Source organism: Cyclobacterium plantarum (genome assembly GCF_011290685.1).
In the GTDB taxonomy this organism is placed as follows: Bacteria; Bacteroidota; Bacteroidia; order Cytophagales; family Cyclobacteriaceae; genus Cyclobacterium; species Cyclobacterium plantarum.
The window spans coordinates 163,697-182,346 of record NZ_JAANYN010000003.1 but is presented as its reverse complement, the minus strand read 5'-3'; the positions used below and the strand labels follow the sequence as shown (position 1 = coordinate 182,346).

General features: G+C 41.8%; 21 protein-coding genes. 9 read left to right on the top strand and 12 right to left on the bottom strand.

Annotated elements, in window-relative coordinates; translation table 11 throughout:
• Positions 1-30: 30 nt before the first annotated feature.
• On the bottom strand, positions 31-1,803 hold the full coding sequence (locus tag G9Q97_RS08740; RefSeq protein ID WP_166145722.1) for a M56 family metallopeptidase: 1,773 nt from the start codon (positions 1,801-1,803) through the stop codon (positions 31-33).
• Positions 1,800-2,177 (bottom strand): BlaI/MecI/CopY family transcriptional regulator, encoded by a 378-nt coding sequence (locus G9Q97_RS08735; protein WP_166145719.1) that lies wholly within the window; start codon positions 2,175-2,177, stop codon positions 1,800-1,802. Before G9Q97_RS08735 ends, G9Q97_RS08740 begins: the two co-directional genes overlap by 4 nt.
• A 142-nt stretch (positions 2,178-2,319) precedes the next feature.
• On the opposite strand from G9Q97_RS08735, the gene G9Q97_RS08730 reads away from it, so the two are divergent.
• The 3 genes from G9Q97_RS08730 to G9Q97_RS08720 all read left to right on the top strand — a co-directional run bounded on the left by G9Q97_RS08730 (position 2,320) and on the right by G9Q97_RS08720 (position 4,774).
• Positions 2,320-3,072, top strand: coding sequence for an NRDE family protein (locus G9Q97_RS08730; RefSeq protein WP_166145716.1), 753 nt, complete (start codon positions 2,320-2,322; stop codon positions 3,070-3,072).
• Positions 3,073-3,115: 43 nt separating this feature from the next.
• Complete coding sequence (locus G9Q97_RS08725; RefSeq protein WP_166145713.1) at positions 3,116-4,105, top strand: YpdA family putative bacillithiol disulfide reductase; 990 nt, start codon at positions 3,116-3,118, stop codon at positions 4,103-4,105.
• A 339-nt stretch (positions 4,106-4,444) separates the two neighbouring features.
• On the top strand, positions 4,445-4,774 hold the full coding sequence (locus G9Q97_RS08720; protein ID WP_222851957.1) for a hypothetical protein: 330 nt from the start codon (positions 4,445-4,447) through the stop codon (positions 4,772-4,774).
• Positions 4,775-4,996: 222 nt separating this feature from the next.
• Here G9Q97_RS08720 and G9Q97_RS08715 read toward each other — a convergent pair whose 3' ends face one another.
• The 5 genes from G9Q97_RS08715 to dusB form a co-directional block, all read right to left on the bottom strand.
• On the bottom strand, positions 4,997-5,215 hold the full coding sequence (locus G9Q97_RS08715) for a hypothetical protein (protein ID WP_246255543.1): 219 nt from the start codon (positions 5,213-5,215) through the stop codon (positions 4,997-4,999).
• A gap of 27 nt (positions 5,216-5,242) precedes the next feature.
• Positions 5,243-6,109, bottom strand: coding sequence for a hypothetical protein (locus G9Q97_RS24770; protein WP_222851956.1), 867 nt, complete (start codon positions 6,107-6,109; stop codon positions 5,243-5,245).
• Positions 6,110-6,459: 350 nt separating this feature from the next.
• Complete coding sequence (locus tag G9Q97_RS08705) at positions 6,460-7,377, bottom strand: mechanosensitive ion channel family protein (RefSeq protein ID WP_166145710.1); 918 nt, start codon at positions 7,375-7,377, stop codon at positions 6,460-6,462.
• Between the two features lie 71 nt (positions 7,378-7,448).
• Complete coding sequence (locus tag G9Q97_RS08700; protein ID WP_166145707.1) at positions 7,449-8,360, bottom strand: DMT family transporter; 912 nt, start codon at positions 8,358-8,360, stop codon at positions 7,449-7,451.
• A gap of 55 nt (positions 8,361-8,415) precedes the next feature.
• On the bottom strand, positions 8,416-9,405 hold the full coding sequence (dusB, locus tag G9Q97_RS08695; RefSeq protein WP_166145704.1) for a tRNA dihydrouridine synthase DusB: 990 nt from the start codon (positions 9,403-9,405) through the stop codon (positions 8,416-8,418).
• Between the two features lie 148 nt (positions 9,406-9,553).
• Between dusB and G9Q97_RS08690 the strand changes: the two genes are divergently transcribed.
• The 4 genes from G9Q97_RS08690 to G9Q97_RS08675 all read left to right on the top strand — a co-directional run bounded on the left by G9Q97_RS08690 (position 9,554) and on the right by G9Q97_RS08675 (position 12,285).
• The gene (locus tag G9Q97_RS08690; RefSeq protein WP_166145701.1) at positions 9,554-10,501 is read left to right on the top strand and encodes a CPBP family intramembrane glutamic endopeptidase; all 948 of its coding nucleotides are present in this window, start codon (positions 9,554-9,556) and stop codon (positions 10,499-10,501) included.
• A complete protein-coding gene (locus G9Q97_RS08685) occupies positions 10,485-10,691 on the top strand; it encodes a putative signal transducing protein (RefSeq protein WP_166145698.1) in 207 nt (68 codons plus the stop codon). Before G9Q97_RS08690 ends, G9Q97_RS08685 begins: the two co-directional genes overlap by 17 nt.
• A complete protein-coding gene (locus G9Q97_RS08680) occupies positions 10,675-11,514 on the top strand; it encodes a phosphatidate cytidylyltransferase (protein ID WP_166145695.1) in 840 nt (279 codons plus the stop codon). The genes G9Q97_RS08685 and G9Q97_RS08680 overlap by 17 nt, the downstream gene beginning before the upstream one ends.
• Positions 11,515-11,622: 108 nt before the next feature.
• A complete protein-coding gene (locus G9Q97_RS08675) occupies positions 11,623-12,285 on the top strand; it encodes a phosphatidylserine decarboxylase family protein (RefSeq protein WP_166145692.1) in 663 nt (220 codons plus the stop codon).
• Position 12,286: 1 nt separating this feature from the next.
• Here the strand turns inward: G9Q97_RS08675 and G9Q97_RS08670 are convergent, their stop codons facing one another.
• The 4 genes from G9Q97_RS08670 to G9Q97_RS08655 form a co-directional block, all read right to left on the bottom strand.
• Entirely contained in the window at positions 12,287-12,931 is a 645-nt protein-coding gene (locus G9Q97_RS08670) for a response regulator transcription factor (RefSeq protein WP_166145689.1), read from the bottom strand.
• Positions 12,924-13,703, bottom strand: a complete 780-nt coding sequence (locus G9Q97_RS08665; protein ID WP_166145686.1) for a sensor histidine kinase — start codon at positions 13,701-13,703, stop codon at positions 12,924-12,926. Before G9Q97_RS08665 ends, G9Q97_RS08670 begins: the two co-directional genes overlap by 8 nt.
• Positions 13,693-14,289, bottom strand: coding sequence for a hypothetical protein (locus tag G9Q97_RS08660; protein ID WP_166145683.1), 597 nt, complete (start codon positions 14,287-14,289; stop codon positions 13,693-13,695). The genes G9Q97_RS08665 and G9Q97_RS08660 overlap by 11 nt, the downstream gene beginning before the upstream one ends.
• 115 nt (positions 14,290-14,404) lie before the next feature.
• Positions 14,405-14,752 carry a hypothetical protein gene (locus tag G9Q97_RS08655; protein WP_166145680.1) on the bottom strand — a complete coding sequence of 116 codons (348 nt, stop codon included), beginning with the start codon at positions 14,750-14,752 and terminating at the stop codon, positions 14,405-14,407.
• Between the two features lie 317 nt (positions 14,753-15,069).
• Between G9Q97_RS08655 and G9Q97_RS08650 the strand changes: the two genes are divergently transcribed.
• Together G9Q97_RS08650 and G9Q97_RS08645 are read left to right on the top strand one after the other, a co-directional pair.
• Positions 15,070-15,618, top strand: coding sequence for a LemA family protein (locus G9Q97_RS08650; RefSeq protein ID WP_166145677.1), 549 nt, complete (start codon positions 15,070-15,072; stop codon positions 15,616-15,618).
• Between the two features lies 1 nt (position 15,619).
• Positions 15,620-17,545 carry a DUF2207 domain-containing protein gene (locus tag G9Q97_RS08645; RefSeq protein WP_166145674.1) on the top strand — a complete coding sequence of 642 codons (1,926 nt, stop codon included), beginning with the start codon at positions 15,620-15,622 and terminating at the stop codon, positions 17,543-17,545.
• A 65-nt stretch (positions 17,546-17,610) separates the two neighbouring features.
• Here G9Q97_RS08645 and G9Q97_RS08640 read toward each other — a convergent pair whose 3' ends face one another.
• Complete coding sequence (locus G9Q97_RS08640) at positions 17,611-18,612, bottom strand: hypothetical protein (RefSeq protein ID WP_166145671.1); 1,002 nt, start codon at positions 18,610-18,612, stop codon at positions 17,611-17,613.
• Positions 18,613-18,650 lie beyond the last annotated feature (38 nt).

Below are 18,650 nucleotides of genomic sequence, written 5' to 3'. Positions count from 1 at the left end.
TTCGGGGTGGTTTTTTGTTTTTCATTGCCCTCACCTGTTTTGCTCAGATTGCTCCCGACGCTTTTCTATCGTTTTTTCTCGTTCCCTTATTTTCTCTTCAATGATTTCCATCTTCGCTTCCTGTTCTTTACTCCACTCCTTCATTCTGGCTTCAAAAGCTTCGATCCGGGGTTCATTTGCTTTTCTCCAGGCCTCCATTTTGGCCTCAAATTCCTCCATTCTGGGCTCGTTTTCCTTTCTCCAGGCATCCATTTTTGCTTCAAACTCTTCCATCTTTGGTCTAAATTCGGCTTCCCAAGCCTTCATCTTTTCCTGAAAAACCTTTTGAGATTCAGCCATTTTCTCTTGAAATATCTGCATTTTTTGCTCAAATTTTTCCTTTTGAGCCAGGCCATCGGGAGTAGAATCTCTATGGAACTGAACAATTTTTAAGGCATAAGTACGGATACTGTCTCCAAACCCATCCATAAAGGTGTCGGAAATAAAGGGATCGGCATCAGGAAATAAAGGTGCTGCGGGAAAGGATGGGAATACCGGAGGTGGGGGAATCGACAGGGATGGCATATCTGGAAGGCTATCTGTATATACAAATTTGTCTACTACATTACCAATTGAGTCAATCTCTACATCCACATCCAGTTGAATGTTCCTTGCCGCTGAGCCTGGCAGGCTGTCTGTAGAATCAATATCCAGGCGGAATGTTAAGGGCATGTCCTGATCAACCTTATAAATTGTGGTGTAACTGAGCCGGGTTTCCAGCCAATTTTCCCTGGGAAGATCGTCCTGTTGGGCCGTTCCCAGCAATAGCACAAAGCTTAGCAGACTAGTAATCATCATGGTTTTAGTAATCAATGGTGTGTTGGTTATTGAGGACGGTTTCATTCCCATCATTCTCTGTATCCTGCGAAGGGTGGGGAAACCCGATTTTTTTGCGGCCATGGCCAGTTGGGGGGCCTGTATGCTGGTCCTGTTAACGAGGTGGGCCAGGGCATGTGCCAGATCGGGGCCTTTTGCTCCACAGGCTATCGCTAAATCATCAGTAGCTTGCTCTCTGGACTCCCTCACTGTCTCATTTATCCACCAAAAGCCCGGGTGGTAGAAAAAGATCATTTCAAGAAAGGACTGAAATAGGTTGAGCGCAAAATCATGGCGGCGCACATGGGCCAGCTCATGCGCCAATATGGCCTCCAGTTGACCAGATGGCATACTGACAAGCAAGCTGGCTGGGATCAGTATCATGGGTTTAAGTATACCGAAAACCAGGGGAACTTCTATTTCATCGCTCTTCCTTACGGAGACCGGAAGCTTAATTCCCATCTTTTCCAGACAGGTTCTGGTACTATCTGAAATCCATTCCGGTAAATCTGCAGAAGACCTCCTTTTGATTTGCTGCAAGTTGACAAAATTACCCAACAGGCGCAGCATATAAAAAACCACGCCAATAAACCAGACATTGACCAGGTAGGGAATCGCCTTTTGGAAAAAATCGACAGCCAAAGTTGTCAACTCGGGCTGTTTCCCGGCCGATCCGGAAGGCAGGGCCAGGTATGTCGGTACAGCCGAAGGCATGGCAGATACGGCCACCAGTTGCAGGTATTCATACCAGACGGTGGACAGAAAACACAATAACATCAGGATCAGGCCGGAAAAACCTGCCAGGTAGCGGTATCGGGGTATACTGAATATCGGAATACGCAATATCAGGGCGTATAAACCGGCCAGCAAAAGAAATTGCCACAAGGAATGAAGCAAAGCCCAGCCTAGTACTTCCGGTAAGTTCGAAAAAAACCAGTCCAGTTTCATGAGCCTTTGTTTTCTATTTTATCCAAAAACGCACGGATCTCCTCGATTTCCTCCCTCGATGGATCACTTTGTCCAAGGGCCTGCATGACCAGCTTTTTTGCTGATCCCCCAAAAGTCTTGCTGATAAAACTTTTCACAAGTGATTGCTGGGTATCCTTCTGACTCACCACAGCACGGTAAACATGTTTTCTTTTTTGATCATCCCGGCTGAGTAAACCTTTTCCATGCATGTTTTGCATGATTTTCAAGGTGGTCGTATAACCGGTTTCCTTATCCCGGGCCAATTTCTCGTGCACCTCCCGAACACTGGCTTCGCCCATATCCCAGATAATGGCCAATACTTCCAATTCTGCCGCTGTAGGTTTTTCCTTCATCTTACAATACGATTGATTTCGTACCAAATATATACGACAAAAATCGTAAGTCAAAATTTTATACGATTTTTGTCGTATTAAAATTTGTTAAAAATTTTCACTATTGGTTTTTTCTGTAGCATGCTTCTCGTTTAATTTGTACATGTGTTTGATTACTTTTAGTTGGCTGCAGCATCCGGATTACAAACTGATATTGGTGGCCAACAGGGATGAATACTTTCAAAGGCCTACCCAATCCCTTCACCAGTGGGAAAATGGGATCTATGCGGGCAAGGATTTGAAAGAAGGGGGTACCTGGCTGGGTTTCCACCCGAAGGGGCGTTTTGCCGCATTGACCAATTTCCGGGACATGTCCAGGGAAAGGCCGCGGGAAAGATCCAGGGGGGAATTGGTATCTGGTTTTTTAGATGGCAAACTTTCGCCATTGTCCTATTTGAAGCAGGTAGAAAAAGCCAGAGAAAACTATAATGGATTTAACCTGCTGCTGGGGGAAGGAGATGCATTGTATGTTTATTCAAACTACGGCGGAGGCATTCAACGGATAGCACCTGGGGTACATGCCATATCCAATGCCTTTCTGGATACTCCCTGGCCAAAAGTAATTCGGGCAAAAGAGCAGTTGAAAACCATGCTTGACCACAAAAAACCCGGCCTTGATTCGTTGTTGGATTTGCTTCAATCCAAAATGCCTGCTTCTGAAAAAGACCTTCCTGAAACAGGGTTATCCAAAGAATTGGAAAAGGCCGTATCCGCCCAGTTTATCCGGGTAGACGACTACTATGGAACGGTAAATACCACGGCTGTACTCTGGCACCAGGACGGAACTGCAGAGATAAAAGAAATCCGTACCGTACCTCAAAGGGAAATTAACGAATTTGCGATTCAGGTAAAATAGCTACAATCAGGAACTATGATCCAAAAATCATGTTAATAATCATATGAAAAAGTTGGAATTGTTGATTATTGGGGCCGGGCCTATAGGATTGGCCTGCGGCATAGAAGCCCAGAAGAAAAATCTGGACTACCTGATAGTAGAAAAAGGGGTACTTACCAATTCAATTTTTAACTATCCTGTCAATATGACTTTTTTTTCCACCTCCGAGAAGTTGGAGATGGGAGATATACCCTTCATGTCCATCTCCAATAAACCTACCCGGCCTGAAGCACTGGAGTATTACAGAAGGATAGTCAAACATTACCAGTTGAAAATCAGCCTATATGAGGAAGTTCTTCTATTGGAGAAAAAAGGAACTGGCTTTTCCGTCAAAACATCCAAAGGTGAATACCAGGCAGAAAAACTGGTCATGGCCACAGGATTTTATGATTTGCCCAATACCATGAATGTTCCTGGGGAGGAACTACCAAAAGTAACCCATTATTATAAAGAACCCTGGCCTTATATCGGGCAGAAAATAGTAGTGGTCGGTGGTGGCAATTCGGCTGTAGATGTGGCTCTGGAAACCTGGCGAAAAGGTGCGGAGGTGACCATGGTGGTCATGAAACCCCAAATTGACCAAACCGTGAAATACTGGGTTTTACCGGACATAGAAAACCGGATCAAGGAAGGATCGATCAAGGGCTATTACAATACCACCATCAGGGAAATCAGGGAAAAGGAAGTGGTGCTGAACACACCGGAAGGTGAAATAACCATCGAAAATGATTATGTGCTTGCCATGACCGGATACAAGCCTAACTTTGCCTTATTGGATCAATTGGGGGTGGAATTGAGCCTGGATGAAAAAAGGCAGCCCTGCTATGACGACAGCAGCCAGGAGTCCAATGTGCCAGGTTTGTATTTGGCAGGGGTTGTTTGCGGGGGATTGAATACCCGGGAATTTTTTATTGAAAATACCATTGTACATGCCCGGGCCATCATTGATGACATTGTAAAAAAGAAAGCCATACCTTCAAAAGTGGAAAAATAAGGGTTTTGGGTATCAAATATCAAGACAAAAAACCCTGTCCCCAGCATTGCATCTGAGAGAATTCAGGAAAGGCTATTGACCACCGTCAATCCAGGTTCATTAGTAAACACCACCCACTTATCATTTAAATTTTCGTTAATTATCAAATTTGACAATAAAGCTACCTGTAAATCAGAGTCCCCTTGGTTCGAACACAAGAAAATGAATATAGGTGTCTGATTTTTTATAGGTAACGCAAAATGTTGTACAGGTGGTAAGCTATCTTTTTTTGTACTTCCCAGGTGCTATAGAATTGGAAAAGGGGAAGAAGGAGCCCTAAGTGGCACTACAGAAGCAGGGTTGAAAAGGACCAAAGAGCAAGAAGCTTTGCTTTCCGAAATCATCAATGTACTCAATGACCGCTTCGGGACCAATTTTGAAGAAGCTGACAAGCTATTTTTTGACCAGATAGAATCGGAATTGATGGAAGATGAAACCTTACAGACCCAGGCAAGAGTAAAAAAAATGGACACGTTCAAATTTGCTTTTAACGATAAGTTCATTGACAAGCTCATTGGACGCATGGATCAAAATCAGGAAATCTTTGAAAAAATCCTGGAAGATAAAATCTTTGGCGACCTGGTAAAGCAATTGATGATGAAGAAAATTTATAAAAAGCTGAATGAATGATGGCAAGGCTGACCGGGCCTTTTTCCATAATCCGGTCGGGTTCAATATGGGGTTAAAAGCTGGCTTTCAGCTTGCCTTCCTGAAGCATTTAACAATTACTGGTGGAATAAAGTAAACACAAATAGAAGGAAAGGACATAGCAACAAAAAGCAAGTCCAAATTTTGAACCTGCCTTTTCGATCAAACTGCTAAATTCGTTTTTTTAATAAATACGATAATAATTTAGACCTTACCTTTATCAAGCAGCCATTTAAAAACATAATAGCTCAGGTAATACCAAAGAACTGCAGCTCCTATTGAAGTATAAAAACCGACTTCAAGAGGGCTAAATGATCCATATGAACCAAAGGCCATAAATATTATTGCCATTCCAATGCTGCCAATAATAAATCGTTTTTTAGTCTTTTTAGGTTGGTTAATATTCATAATTAGATTTTTCATTTAATTTTTTTTTACCCATGTTTATTTTTATCTAAAACAAGATAAAAGTAAACCGGAAATAATGCTGTAGGAAGCACCAGAAATAAAACCACCTGCCCCACTTACCATCCCAGCGCTGACGCATCCAGTAACAGTACCTACAACTGGAAATGCGACAGTCCCGGCGGTTGCACCTGCATAACAACCAGCGGTCGCTCCTGCGGCAAAACCAACAACTGCATCACCCCAAACATTTCTCATATTAACTGAACAACCTGCAACCTGGTTTTCATTATCAATACTGTCCTTTATTTTATCCCTGATCTTTTCAATTCCGTCATTAAGAATAAAATCCGAAACAACTATAGCTCCAGATGAAAGTGAAAGCAATGAGACCTTTTCGCCATAGTTTAATGAAGATTCTATGATTTCCCTTTCAAATAAATTAGCGACGCTTTTTGCGTCAGTGGGGTTTTCTGTTGTAAGTAATTTCTGAAAAAAAGGTTCAGTCATTTTTATCTGGCTTTCATTAAAAATGTTTGCATCACTTAACAATATATTTTTAAGCCTATTATTTGGCCTATTTGTTAGGTTCAACAATTCATTCATTCTGAAGGAATAAGTGTTAAAACCATCGCTAGGTAAAGAAAAAATTTCATTGTTTAATCCATCCAGGATTCCCATGAGTAATCTTTCCTCCAAATCATGATTACTTTGAAGCTTTACAGGAACGCTTATTTCCAACTGTTCAATTGCCAAATCTAACCCTGTATTATAAAAGGCTTTCATTTGTTCAATTTCCTGAGTATATGTTCCCTGGAATTGATTTTCCAGGGAAGGATCAGATCCTATATCATTACATGATATAAGAGACAAAATAATTATAGATATATAATAAATCCGTGAATTTTTCATTGTAAACAACAATTAAATAAAACATCAAAACTTCAAAAAACCTGTTAATCCGATTAAATCGGAACCGATACAAAAAACGATGATTTAAACCTTTAATAGTATACGAAATTGTTAACAACAGTATTAAATTATATAAAAAGAATGATTTAAACAAAAAAAATAAATAAAAAATTTATAAAAAATTTTTTCGATCCAAAGCATAAGTGGGAGAACTAAATGGCAGGAACCAGTAGAAACGGTTTTCTCTTCTTTCACAAACCCCCTAACCTACTAACTGAATTTTTTTATCCAACTCGAGATTTGGTTGTTAATTTCAAGGATGCTTTTCCAGTCCCAAATATTCGCCGAAATTATTTTCCCTTGCTAGGGTTTGTTTCCGGATGAACCTTGTCCTGATGGAGCAGGATGGTGGAGGTAGGGTAGGCAATGCGGATATTGTCTTCGGGATCCAGTCGTTCCAGTACGCTTTCCGTAATGGCATGCTCAAACATCCTTCTTTTTTTTGGATCGCACAAATAGCGCATGGAAAGCTGAATGCCCCGTTCGGTAATCTTCGTAAAAATCATTGGCGTAAACTGCTTGTAAACGATTAAGTGATCCTGCTTGGCTTTTTTAAACACCCGCTCTGCCAGCTTCAAATCTTCTTTCAGGTGTTCATTTAGGATTTCCAATAAAATCGCCTTTGCCTTTTTGAAATCACTCCTGAGGGTGATGTAGATATTTTGTTCGTTCCAGATATAATTGAAGCCGATGGAGTAATTGGCCTGTGCATCCATAAAAACCTTGCCGTTGGGTACATGGATAACCCTCCCTGTACTTTGGTCGGCATCCACCCAATTGCCAATTTCCAGCAAGGAAAATTGAAACAGCCTGAGGTCTATCACGTCTCCCTGAACTTTCCCGATTTGAATCCGGTCGCCCACATCAAATGGCTTTCTCAGGTAGATAAAGGCCCATCCGGCAATATTGACAAAAATATCCTTCAGGGCAATGGCTATTCCTGCTGATAGCAAGCCAAAGAAGGTGGTGACGGATTGAAAATTATTGATCCAAAGATTGCCAATGATCAATATTCCAACAATAAAAGAAGTGTATTCTATGACCTTTCGCCAATGGTACTGCCGTTTGAGTTCCACTGCATCCCCTCTGTAGATCAGCCTCACGGAAATTTTGTTGATCAACCACATGATAAAAATGATCAGGAGGGTCTGGAGGATCCTGTTCCTCAGGGCTACATCAATGTCAAAATCTAAGAGGTTGTCAAACATGTTAATGGCGTAATCAAAATCAAGCTTTAAACTAGGCAAATAAATAGCAATAATTCAACGTAGAAGAACAATTATTTTGAAAGCCTTGATTTACGGTTGCCAATCCAGACTCCAATGATCACGGCAAAGATCCCGAGATAATGCAATGGAAATAATTTTTCTCCATCCCAGACACCCCAGAAAATGGCCACCAATGGTACCAGGTAAGTCACCGAGCTGGCAAAAACAGGCGTCACCATTTTGACCATGGTATTGAAAAGCACCAATGCGGCGGCAGTACCGATAATCCCCAAGACCGTAACATAGCCTGCTGCCGTCCAGGCACCATCCACATGAAGGAGCTTAAATGAAAATCGGGTATAAGCCAATAAATAAATAGCTGCCAGAGGTAAAACCATCATCAAAGAAATGGCTGTAATCGTTTTTGGTTTGATCTCCGGTACGCGGTACTTGATGATATTTACATTCAGCCCATAACATACCGTAGCGCAAACTACGAAAAGTCCGTAAAAGTTAAAGTCTGAAAAAAACGAAAATCCACTGTTGGAACCGGCCAATACCAATACCCCTACTCCCAGGAATGCAATGATCAAGCCCAGGGAGATCCTCCAGGTAATGGTGGCGTGAAAAAACAAGGCTCCCACCAGCACCACCATCAGAGGGGTGAGTGCGTTGATTACCCCTGCCAGAGAAGAAGATAGGTTGGTCTGGGCAGTAGCAAATAAAAAAGAAGGGATAAAACTTCCCACAAAACCGATCACCAGAAGGTACCCCATCTGCCGCCCGTTCAGATGCTTTAAAACCGGCATGGCCAAAGGAAGCAAAACCGTACCTGCTGTAACGATCCTTAAAGCGCCCACCTCACCAGCTGAAAAAACCAGAAGGGCTTTTTTGATCAAAATGAAGGAACTCCCCCAAATCAAAGCCAGGACAATCAACATCCCCCAGTTTTTGAGCTGTTGAAACTTGTCGGCTTCAGACATTGGCAGGAGAAATTTTCATTTAATAAACAAAATGTAAAATCAGAAATGAACAGATTTAGAATTCGGCTCCCGCAAATACCTTTGACACTTCATCAAGGATCTGAACTACGCCAGGGTAATCTTCAGTGGTAACCAGTGCCGTACGGTAAGGTTTAAAGTGAGGAAGCCCTCTGAAATAATTGGTATAATGCCTTCTCATTTCAAGCAGTCCCAGTTTCTCTCCTTTCCATTCCACAGAAAAATCCAGGTGTCTTTTGGCCACAGCTACCCTTTCTTCAAGGTCCGGACCAGCCAATAAATTTCCTGTTGAAAAATAATGTTTGATCTCGTTAAATATCCAGGGATAGCCAATGGCCGCCCTGCCGATCATGATGCCATCCACCCCGTATTTATCCCTGTAGATCCTGGCTTTTTCGGGGCTATCAATATCCCCGTTTCCAAAAACCGGAATTTTTATCCTGGGGTTATTCTTGACATCCGCCAGGTATTTCCAATTCGCCTCCCCTTTGTACATTTGCTTGCGCGTGCGGGCATGTATGCTGATGGCCTGAATCCCAATATCCTGTAGCCTTTCCGTGACCTCTTCTATCCTTATAGAGTTTTCGTCCCAACCCAGTCTTGTCTTCACGGTGACGGGAATATTGACCGCCTTTACGATTTCGGCGGTCATGGAAACCATCTTATCAATATCCAGCAGAATTCCTGCCCCAGCTCCTTTACAGGCTACTTTATTGACGGGACAACCATAATTGATGTCAAGGATGTCAGGGCCCGCTGCTTCGACAATACTTGCCGCTTCCCTCATGGAGCTTATTTCATTGCCAAAGATCTGAATACCTATGGGTCTTTCGTAATCGTAAACGTCGAGTTTTTGTACCGATTTTGCTGCATCACGTATCAAGCCCTCCGAACTAATGAACTCCGTATACATCAGGTCCGCACCGTTGCTTTTGCATACAGCCCTGAATGGTGGATCACTGACATCTTCCATAGGGGCCAGTAAAAGGGGAAATTCCCCCAGATTTAAATCTCCGATTTTTATCACGCCTGGGATTTTTTTGCAAAAATGATTGTTTTTCCTTGAATATCAATAAGATTGCCAATATTCTGGGCGATATGGCTTGAATTTATTTAAATGCTAATAGGGCAAGTACCTTGTGGTGCCCGCTAATTCATGTAAATTTACTGAGAATATGGAAATATATGAACATCGAGCAGGCCACAGCGTAAACCAACATTGGTTACTTTCCATCACCGTACTGGTATTGATCGTTTTTGGCACGCTGGCAATTTTACAGACCATTGCCATAGGTTTGATCCCGGTATTCTTCGGCATTTCGTTTGATGAACTTCCCGGCCTGCTCGCTACAACACTCGATCATCCCAACAGCAGAATGGCATTTTTGTTTATTCAGGGCCTGGGCGGGGGATTGGCTTTTCTGCTAGGTGGCTGGTTATTTATCCGGTTGGTGGATAAAAAGACGCTAAAAATCAAAAAACAATTTGCCAGGACAGCGCCCGGTAAATTATGGATAATACTCCCCTTACTTTTTGGCTTTGTGCTCTTCAATTCACTTTTGGTCTATCTGAACATGAACGTGGAATTTCCCGAGGCTTTGAGCGAACTGGAAGCCATGTTCAGGGAGAAGGAAGACCAGCTCATGGAATTGACCAAGTTCCTGACGGATTTTGATTCCACCGCTGAATTATTAATGGGAATATTGGTTATAGGCATACTGGCAGGTGTGGGCGAGGAATACCTTTTCAGAGGAATTATACAGCCCAAATTACATAATTACACCGGAAATGCTCATTTGGGTGTTTGGATCACAGCATTCATTTTTTCAGCCATTCATTTTCAGTTTTATGGATTTTTACCCAGACTCATGTTAGGAGCATTATTTGGTTACCTTTACCTTTATTCAGGTACTTTGATTTACCCGATGCTGGCACATATTCTAAACAATACATTTACATTAATCCTGGTCTATTTGAATAAACTAAGCCTTATCGAGTTCGACATGGAAGATGCATCGAACCTCTATTGGGAATATGTAGTCCTGGGATTGATTGTTTTTCTAATCAGCTGGAAAAAGTTTTTAACCTTCCAGAAATCCGAAACCTATGGGGAAGTGGCATAAAGTATTCGAAACGGATTCTCCGATCAGAGCTGAGATCGTGAAAGGAGTTTTGGAAGAAAAAGGCATAGCAGCAGTTATTTTAAATAAAAAAGACCCGGTTTACAGGATTCATGGTAACATCGAAGTGATGGTATTCACGGAAGATGCCGTTAAGGCAATAAATATTATTGATCATGAGATCTCGTTTTAGTATCAGCAATTACAGCAATCTCGCCCAACGCGTGATCACCGCACTGATTGGGGCCATTGCCATCATCAGTAGTGCCCTTTACAGCGAATGGTCTTACTTTGTCATATTTGCCATCATTCTTGGTTTTACCCAAATGGAATTTTATAAGCTTTCGGGATTGGACGGAATGCTGCCACTCAAAAGCTTTGGCACCTTTGTGGGGCTTTTGATTTTTACCTTTACTTTTCTGGAAGAAATGAAAATCATCCCCATTGCCTATTACTTTCTTGTATTTCCGCTGGTTTCGATGATTTTTTTCATCAAACTTTACAGGAAATCTGACAAAAAACCCTTCACCGGCATTGCCTATACCATTTTGGGTATATTCTATGTGGCCATCCCCTTTTCCCTATTAACCGTTGCTGCATTTTCCGTAGACAAGACATTTCATTACGAAATTGTAATTGGCTCGCTTTTTATCCTCTGGGCAAGTGATTCCGGGGCTTTTTTTGCCGGCACCAAATTCGGAAAAACCAAACTATTTGAGAGGGTTTCTCCTAAAAAATCATGGGAAGGTAGCCTAGGTGGGGCTTTTACTGCAATAGTGGTCACGTATTTTATTTCCAAAAATTTTACTATTCTTCCGGAATGGCAATGGTTTTGCATCATGACCATCATTATCATTGCGGGCACCTATGGCGACCTGATAGAGTCACTCTTTAAAAGAAGCATTGCCATCAAGGATTCCGGAAAAGGCCTTCCCGGGCATGGAGGGTTTATGGATCGTTTTGATGGATTATTGTTATCCACCCCATTTATCGTAGCATTCTTGAAAATATTTTAATATTTCCTTAAAAAAATTTTAATATTGTAAGGAGATGTGCCCACCTTATCGGTTTCCCGCTTTAAAGGGAAGCCAGGGAGCCTGTTTTTGAATTAACGTTTTATTACCATGACCATTCATAAAGAAGGAAAATCACTTTTGTTCTGGACGCTTATTGTCCTTGCCGGCATCAATATAGGACTGCATCAATTGATACCTGAAATGGATTTGTTTCTGAATCTGTTTTTATTGGGCAGCATCATATTGTACCTTGCTGTGTTGCAATTCTTCCGAAACCCTGCCATACCCCTTCCTGATGATCCACAGCTGATCTATGCTCCCGCTGATGGAAAAGTCGTTACCATAGAAAAAACCCTTGAGGATGAATTCCTTAATGAAGAAAGGTTGCAGGTATCCATTTTCATGTCTCCGATCAATGTACATGTCAACAGGTCTCCCATTACGGGCATCCTTAAGTATTTTAAGTACCACCCCGGCAAATTTCTGGTGGCCTGGCACCCAAAATCAAGTTCAGACAACGAGAGAACTTCTCTGGTAATTGAGCACCCCAGTGGCGTTCAGCTAATGGTGCGCCAAATTGCGGGTGCTGTGGCCAGGAGGATCAAATGGTATGTATCAGAAGGAGACCCTTTGGTACAGGGGCATGAATTTGGGTTCATCAAATTCGGGTCCAGGGTGGATGTTTTTATACCCACTGATGCTGAAATTTTGGTGGATGTCAATCAAAGTACCAGAGCAGGGATTACCCCCCTGGCCAGGTTCAAGGCCTAAGCTACCCCAGGCCCATCTCCAATGCCTTTTTGACCAATTCTGCCATAGAAGATACTTCGAGCTTTTGATGCAGGTGTTTCCGGTGTGTCTCCACTGTAAACACGCTCAGGTGAAGTGCATCGGCAATCTCCTTACTGGTTTTACCTTTTGCAATCCACTTTAATATCTCAATTTCTCTTTTGGAAAGTTTAAAGGCCATTTTGAAGTGATCGTATTGCTCAAAGTCATCGTCTTCAGCTTGCTTCAATACGTGGTCAAAATTGGCCAGGTACCGGTCTTCCATCACCTCTCTGATAGTAAAGATCAGTTCGTCAGTATCTGCATTTTTCAGCATATAGGCATTCACACCCTGTTTGATACATTTCCGGAAAATTTCTTCTTCATCGTACATGGAGAGTACGATTGTTTTGATTTTCCACCTTTTCTTTTTGATGTGCTGAAGAATCGCCAGGCCATTTGTGCCAGGCATGTTCATATCTGTGATCACGAGGTCTACCTTTGAATTTTCCAGGGCCTCCAGTGCCTCTTTACCGTTGTGGAATACCCCTACTATCTCAAAATCTGCCTCCCTGGAAAGCAGGTTTTGAATACCTGCCGCAAAAAGCTTGTGATCATCTGCCAATAATATTCTGGTTTTATTAACCATGTTTACTCAAAATATTTTTTTCTAATGATATGCATATATGTGTTCCCTTTTGCGGGGCAGACCTCACTTCTACCTGGCCTTCAATAGCCTGAATTCTGGATTTGAGGTTCTTTATACCTAAGCCATTGGAAGGCTTTGAGGCATCAAAACCTACCCCATCGTCTTCTATGGTCAATAAAAACTTTTCTTCATCCATAGAAAGTTTGATGCTAATCAAGGTAGGAGAGGCATGTTTTATGGCATTGTTCAGACACTCCTGAACCATTCGTATCAATACCAACTTTTTGTCTCCATCAATCACGTTGACCGGACTTCCGGATTTTTCGAAAGCCGTAGCGCAATAACCGCTTTTCTCGATCCTATCCAACTCCTCCATGAGAAAACGCTCAAATTCAACATCCCTGATATAATCCCTGTTGATGGATTTGGACAAGCTCCTTACCTCCCTTATGATTTGATTGATCAATTTCTTCCCTTCACTAAGGCCTGAACCATCCGGGTTATTCAAAACCAATTTCGTGAGAGACAACAACTGTCCGATGTTGTCGTGCAATTCCTGACTCACATGATACAAGGTTTGCTCACGGATCTCTTTTTCCGCGTTCAATATAGTGTTTTCATAGTCTGCCTTCAGAATTTGTATTTTGTGCCGGTTTTTAACTTGTCGCTGTCGGTGAATAACCACGATGGTAATAATAAATACTGCCATGATGACCATTAATACTACTCCGGTAAGAATGGCAAGGAAAGTATTTAACGCACTATCTTCCATTCCTGCTCATCCTATAGATCAAAGTAGAGTAAAAGGACAATCCAAAAATTAAATAAAGCAGGGCAGCAAAAATCCTGTTCATGGAAGCAAGTATCGTAAGGTACCATTTATCAATATCCCATAAAATATTAATGGAACCGAAATAAATGAAATTAGGGCAATAAAAAAGAAGGATGGCCGCAATATTCCAAAAATGGGGAACACTCAACAGCGGTTGATCCCAATAGCCTTCCACCAAAAAGACCCGGTACAACAGGTAACAACAAACTACAATAATACCAATGCTTCCCAAAAGATGTGTGTAATGCTGAAACATCAAGGTGGGGTTTTGGAAAAAAAAAGAATTGATAGTAGCGCAGGTCAAAAAAAAGAAGATAAAAATCAACAATAGCCGTTTTACCTTTACCTGATCTATCAGGGAATTCAGGTAAGCCAAAATCAATAAGGTCTCCCCGATCACGAAAAAAAGGTTGTAAACCAATACATTCCTTTGCTCCTGTTTAAAAAGGTAAAAGGCGTACAACTCAAAGGCCATGACGTATAGAATAATAAAAAAAATAAGTAGATGCGTTTTTTTCTCTTCCAAACCATATCTATGGTTAAAATAGAAAAAAACCAATGAAAAAGACAGTCCTAAACCAATAAAGGAATAGTATAAGAGCGGTGTCATGGGAATGGGTGGAATATATCAGGAAGCAATATCAACAATCCGGAGGGCAAACCTTGCCCCCATTTATGATCAGGGTTTCCTGATCGGGATCCTGATTATCGTCTGATGCCGTAAGCACCAGGGTTAATTTACCAATATACGCTTCGGCACGATCCTGGTCTTCTCTTTCTGACAAGGTATCCTTATCATACATGCCCAGAAAAATTTTAATCCCCCCTGATTTTGGATCAGTCTGTGCCAATAATTTTTCTATGGTTTCCCTGTCAAACCAAACGGACCTGGTCTGATCCTTTGCTGTTTCTTTATTGATGGCCTCTTCAGCTTCGGTGATAAACTTTTTGTAATTCAGCTTAAGGCTTTCAAATTTTTTAAAATCCATTATGATTTATATTTTTAGGTGATACTGTATAAGTCAAAATTAACCATTATTGTGTATAATTGATCCATTATTAAAAAATAATTCACCAGTTTGTTCTTGAAAAATAGTAATTTCAATCGTGAAACGTAAGGCAAATATATGCCCATATGCAATCCAATTTTGGGCTCCTGGCTTTTCCACAAAAAAATTAGCCGTTTAAATGGTCCTTATTTGTAAATTAATTGTACAAATAAAAAGACATAAACAGGATGCGATTTCTTTCAGAATAAAATGGTTATTTTGGTTCTTTATATTTACAATTAATTTCATTTGATGTCATGATTGTTACCCTTTTGGTCATTGGCCTTCTTATCTTCCAGGTCATTTTTATTTACAACCGCCTCATTCGCCTGAGAAATAACGCCCGCGAGGGGTGGAGCGGAATTGATGTTCAATTGAAGAGAAGGGCGGACCTGGTGCCCAATCTGGTCACTACCGTAAAAGGATATGCTACCCATGAAAAGCAGCTTCTGGAGGAAATTACCACCCTCCGTAACCAAAGCATTGCCGGGCAGACAGTTCCCGATCAGGCCAAAACTGCCTCCGAATTGGGCAGGTCCCTAAAGCGGCTGATGGTAATTGCCGAAGCTTATCCTGATTTAAAAGCAGATAAAAATTTTTTAAAGCTTCAGGAGCAACTTTCGGAAATAGAAAACTACCTGCAAAAATCCAGAAGATATTATAATGGAACAGTCAGAGAACTTAACATCAAAATAGAATCTTTTCCTTCCAATCTGATTGCCAGACTTTTTGGTTTTGCGAAGTTTGATTTCTTTGCACTTACGGATGAATCAGACAGAATGGTACCAGAAATCAATTTAAACTAATATGCGCCACATTATACTTTGTATTTTCACAGTTATTTTGGTTGGCACTTCCCCGTTAATCGCTCAGGACCGGGAAGAAATACTAAAATATCACAGTGAAATAGAAATCCAACCGGATGGATCTTTAAAGGTAACAGAGGAAATCCAGGTTAGAAGTACGGGAAATGCCATACAGCGGGGGATTTTTCGAAGTTTTCCTGTAAGATACAGGGACCGTTTCAACAATCAGGTAAGGGTAGGTTTCGATGTGCTGGAAGTCAGGAAGGATGGCACAAGGGAACCCTACCAAATTATCCGTCAGGGTGACTATGAAGTGGTAAGAATCGGAGAAGAGAACACTTTGCTTGAACCTGGAATATATGATTACACCATTATATACACCACCAACCGGCAGATTGGGTTTTTCGATACCTTCGATGAACTTTACTGGAATGCCATTGGGGACAACTGGGAATTTAGGATTCTGGAGGCAACTGCAAGAGTCATTCTTCCTCCAGGTGGTGTAATCGGCCAATATGCCGCCTATGCAGGCCCCTCCGGAAGTACAAATTGTCCCTGCAACATCAAAAAGGAATCCGAAAGGGAATTGTTTGTGGAGGTAACGGAACCATTAAATTCCAGGGAGCCATTAACCCTGGCCGTTTCCTGGCAAAAAGGTTTGATTGAGCCACCAGGTACTGCTGAAAAAACGAGAAATTTTTTGCGCGAAAACGCAGGAATTTTTGCTTTGCTAATCGGATTGTTGCTGGCTTTTGCCTATTACTTTTACGCCTGGACCAGAGTAGGCAAAGACCCCCATAAAGGAGGTATTTACCCGATTTTTGAAGTCCCTGAAGGGCTAGACGCAGCAGGGGTTAGGTACCTTTATAAAATGGGATTTGATACAAAAGCCTATGTTTCTGCCATAGTGGCACTGGCAACCAATGGCTGGTTAAAGATTTTAGAGGAAAAGAAAAAAAAGTATGTGTTGGAGAAAATTGATTTCCCCGAGACGACAAACAGTGGATATCAGCGCATTATGTCCAATTTATTCCCGGGGGGAAACCAGACGATCAGCCTGGACCAGAAAGAACACAAAAAGATTGGAGCAGCGATGAAAGGACTGCAAAAGGATTTGTACGAACGGTTCCATAGCACTCATTTTAAAAACAACTACGCCTGGTTGGTTCCAGGAATATTGATATCTATTATTAGTTTGGTATTAGGCGTAAAATATACCATGGATAATTCGCTGGAATCGGAGAATGTTTTCCTGATTATGGGTCTGTTTTTTTGTTTCTTTTTCCTCATGTTCTTGAGAAAGGTGTTTCTGACAGTGATGCATTACCTGGATTACGGTCATGTGAAAATAAGTACCATTATCAGTGAAGGCTTCAGCTTTCTTTTCATCCTGGCCTTCCCTTTTATTGCCATTTATTTCTTTGATGCCCGGTTTTCGTTTGGCTTTTTATTCGTTGCGCTGATGTTGGGACTTGTCAATGTAATTTTTGCATTTCTGATGAAAGCTCCCACGGAAAAAGGTAGAAAAGTAATGGATGAGATTGAAGGTTTCAGAATGTACCTGAATGCCGCTGAAAAGCCGTTATTGGAGTCCTTTAATCCACCTGGATTGACACCTGAAATTTTTGAAAAGTTTCTTCCTTTTGCCATCGCATTGGATGTGGGGGAAGCCTGGGGAAAAGCCTTTGAAAACAAAATAGATTCCCTGTCCTCCGATGACAAGCAAATGCGAAGTCGATACCGTCCTTCCTGGTATACCGGAACCGCCTTTGCTGCAGGTTCTCTGGCCGGATTTTCTTCCGATCTTGGAAAAACCTTTGGTTCTGCGTTGAGTAATTCAGCCAGCCCACCGGGTTCTAAATCCGGTAGTGGAGGTGGCGGCAGCTCCGGTGGTGGCGGCGGCGGAGGCGGCGGAGGCGGCTGGTAAAAAAAAGACACCCCTGAGCAGATCACTACTCAGGGGTGTTTTTTAATTAATTTTAGTTTGATTTACTATTCTTGTTGCAATACCATCTTCATGGCTTCCAGATAAGAAGGTTCAGGGACTTCCTGCTCTTGTAACAGCATTACAAAATGTTCTGCCAGTATTTCCTCGGGATGAAGGTTATAGTCGGTATTGTCTCCGATTTTCTGTTTCAGATCCGTTGCCGCAGCAAAGTTTTTAAGCACAGGCATATTGTCTACCAGGGATGCTTTTTTATCATCGGCTGCACCCTCAACAAACATCAATCTTTGTTTCAGGTAAGTAAAGAAGGAGCCCCCGTCCCATTCCTCTTCCGAGATCAGGATAAACACCACCTCTTCGCTTTCCCCGTCGATTTGCAAGGTAATGGTATGCTCCAGAAACGGTGCGTCCGGATTGGTGATGATAAAATCCCGGATCCCTTCCGGGTAAGTGATCCTGTTACTTTCGGTAAAATTGATGGTTTCGAATAGGGCGTTCCTTTTCTCCGGCTTAAACCGGGTTAATATATGAAACAGCTCGTGAATCAGAAAACTCTCATTGACCAACCCTCGGACGACAATGTAATTTTCCCGGGTATAACTTACCGCCCCGCCTTCTTCCAGCATGCTGGATTTAATTAGAAGGATTTCCTCAGGAAATTCCAACTGAAGTCCCATGTCCTCAATTTTATCCTTGATTCCCAGAATTCGCTCTTCCAATACTGTCTTTTCTTCCTCAGTCCATGCCTGCGCTTGCTGAGATGCGAAGGTCAGGTAATCCTCCTCTTCGGTACTTTCTTTATTTTGTGTCCTGGATGCCAGATCAAATTTACTCAATACCTGGGTATAGCTATCCGAAGTACCAAGCCTTTCTTCCGCTTCATCCAGGGGGGTAAAAATAATATTGGTTCCTTCAATAAATGGTACTTCAACATCCGGATCTCTGGGATTTTCCGGTTCTTCCGGCTCTTGCGGAGGAGTGGGTTCTTCTACGGTACAAGCTGCAAACAGCAAGAGCAGGAACAAGGGGTAAATAGCTAGTTTTTTCATTTTTAATTAATTAATAGATAGAAATGTTTTTATGTTTT

What these genes read in the sequence shown, in the direction of transcription:
- G9Q97_RS08740 (WP_166145722.1), bottom strand. Translation starts at nt 1,803, where the DNA reads ATGAAACTGGACTGGTTTTTTTCGAACTTACCGGAAGTACTAGGCTGG.
- G9Q97_RS08735 (WP_166145719.1), bottom strand. Translation starts at nt 2,177, where the DNA reads ATGAAGGAAAAACCTACAGCGGCAGAATTGGAAGTATTGGCCATTATC.
- G9Q97_RS08730 (WP_166145716.1), top strand. Translation starts at nt 2,320, where the DNA reads ATGTGTTTGATTACTTTTAGTTGGCTGCAGCATCCGGATTACAAACTG.
- G9Q97_RS08725 (WP_166145713.1), top strand. Translation starts at nt 3,116, where the DNA reads ATGAAAAAGTTGGAATTGTTGATTATTGGGGCCGGGCCTATAGGATTG.
- G9Q97_RS08715 (WP_246255543.1), bottom strand. Translation starts at nt 5,215, where the DNA reads ATGAAAAATCTAATTATGAATATTAACCAACCTAAAAAGACTAAAAAA.
- G9Q97_RS24770 (WP_222851956.1), bottom strand. Translation starts at nt 6,109, where the DNA reads ATGAAAAATTCACGGATTTATTATATATCTATAATTATTTTGTCTCTT.
- G9Q97_RS08705 (WP_166145710.1), bottom strand. Translation starts at nt 7,377, where the DNA reads ATGTTTGACAACCTCTTAGATTTTGACATTGATGTAGCCCTGAGGAAC.
- G9Q97_RS08700 (WP_166145707.1), bottom strand. Translation starts at nt 8,360, where the DNA reads ATGTCTGAAGCCGACAAGTTTCAACAGCTCAAAAACTGGGGGATGTTG.
- G9Q97_RS08690 (WP_166145701.1), top strand. Translation starts at nt 9,554, where the DNA reads ATGGAAATATATGAACATCGAGCAGGCCACAGCGTAAACCAACATTGG.
- G9Q97_RS08685 (WP_166145698.1), top strand. Translation starts at nt 10,485, where the DNA reads ATGGGGAAGTGGCATAAAGTATTCGAAACGGATTCTCCGATCAGAGCT.
- G9Q97_RS08680 (WP_166145695.1), top strand. Translation starts at nt 10,675, where the DNA reads ATGAGATCTCGTTTTAGTATCAGCAATTACAGCAATCTCGCCCAACGC.
- G9Q97_RS08675 (WP_166145692.1), top strand. Translation starts at nt 11,623, where the DNA reads ATGACCATTCATAAAGAAGGAAAATCACTTTTGTTCTGGACGCTTATT.
- G9Q97_RS08670 (WP_166145689.1), bottom strand. Translation starts at nt 12,931, where the DNA reads ATGGTTAATAAAACCAGAATATTATTGGCAGATGATCACAAGCTTTTT.
- G9Q97_RS08665 (WP_166145686.1), bottom strand. Translation starts at nt 13,703, where the DNA reads ATGGAAGATAGTGCGTTAAATACTTTCCTTGCCATTCTTACCGGAGTA.
- G9Q97_RS08655 (WP_166145680.1), bottom strand. Translation starts at nt 14,752, where the DNA reads ATGGATTTTAAAAAATTTGAAAGCCTTAAGCTGAATTACAAAAAGTTT.
- G9Q97_RS08650 (WP_166145677.1), top strand. Translation starts at nt 15,070, where the DNA reads ATGATTGTTACCCTTTTGGTCATTGGCCTTCTTATCTTCCAGGTCATT.
- G9Q97_RS08645 (WP_166145674.1), top strand. Translation starts at nt 15,620, where the DNA reads ATGCGCCACATTATACTTTGTATTTTCACAGTTATTTTGGTTGGCACT.
- G9Q97_RS08640 (WP_166145671.1), bottom strand. Translation starts at nt 18,612, where the DNA reads ATGAAAAAACTAGCTATTTACCCCTTGTTCCTGCTCTTGCTGTTTGCA.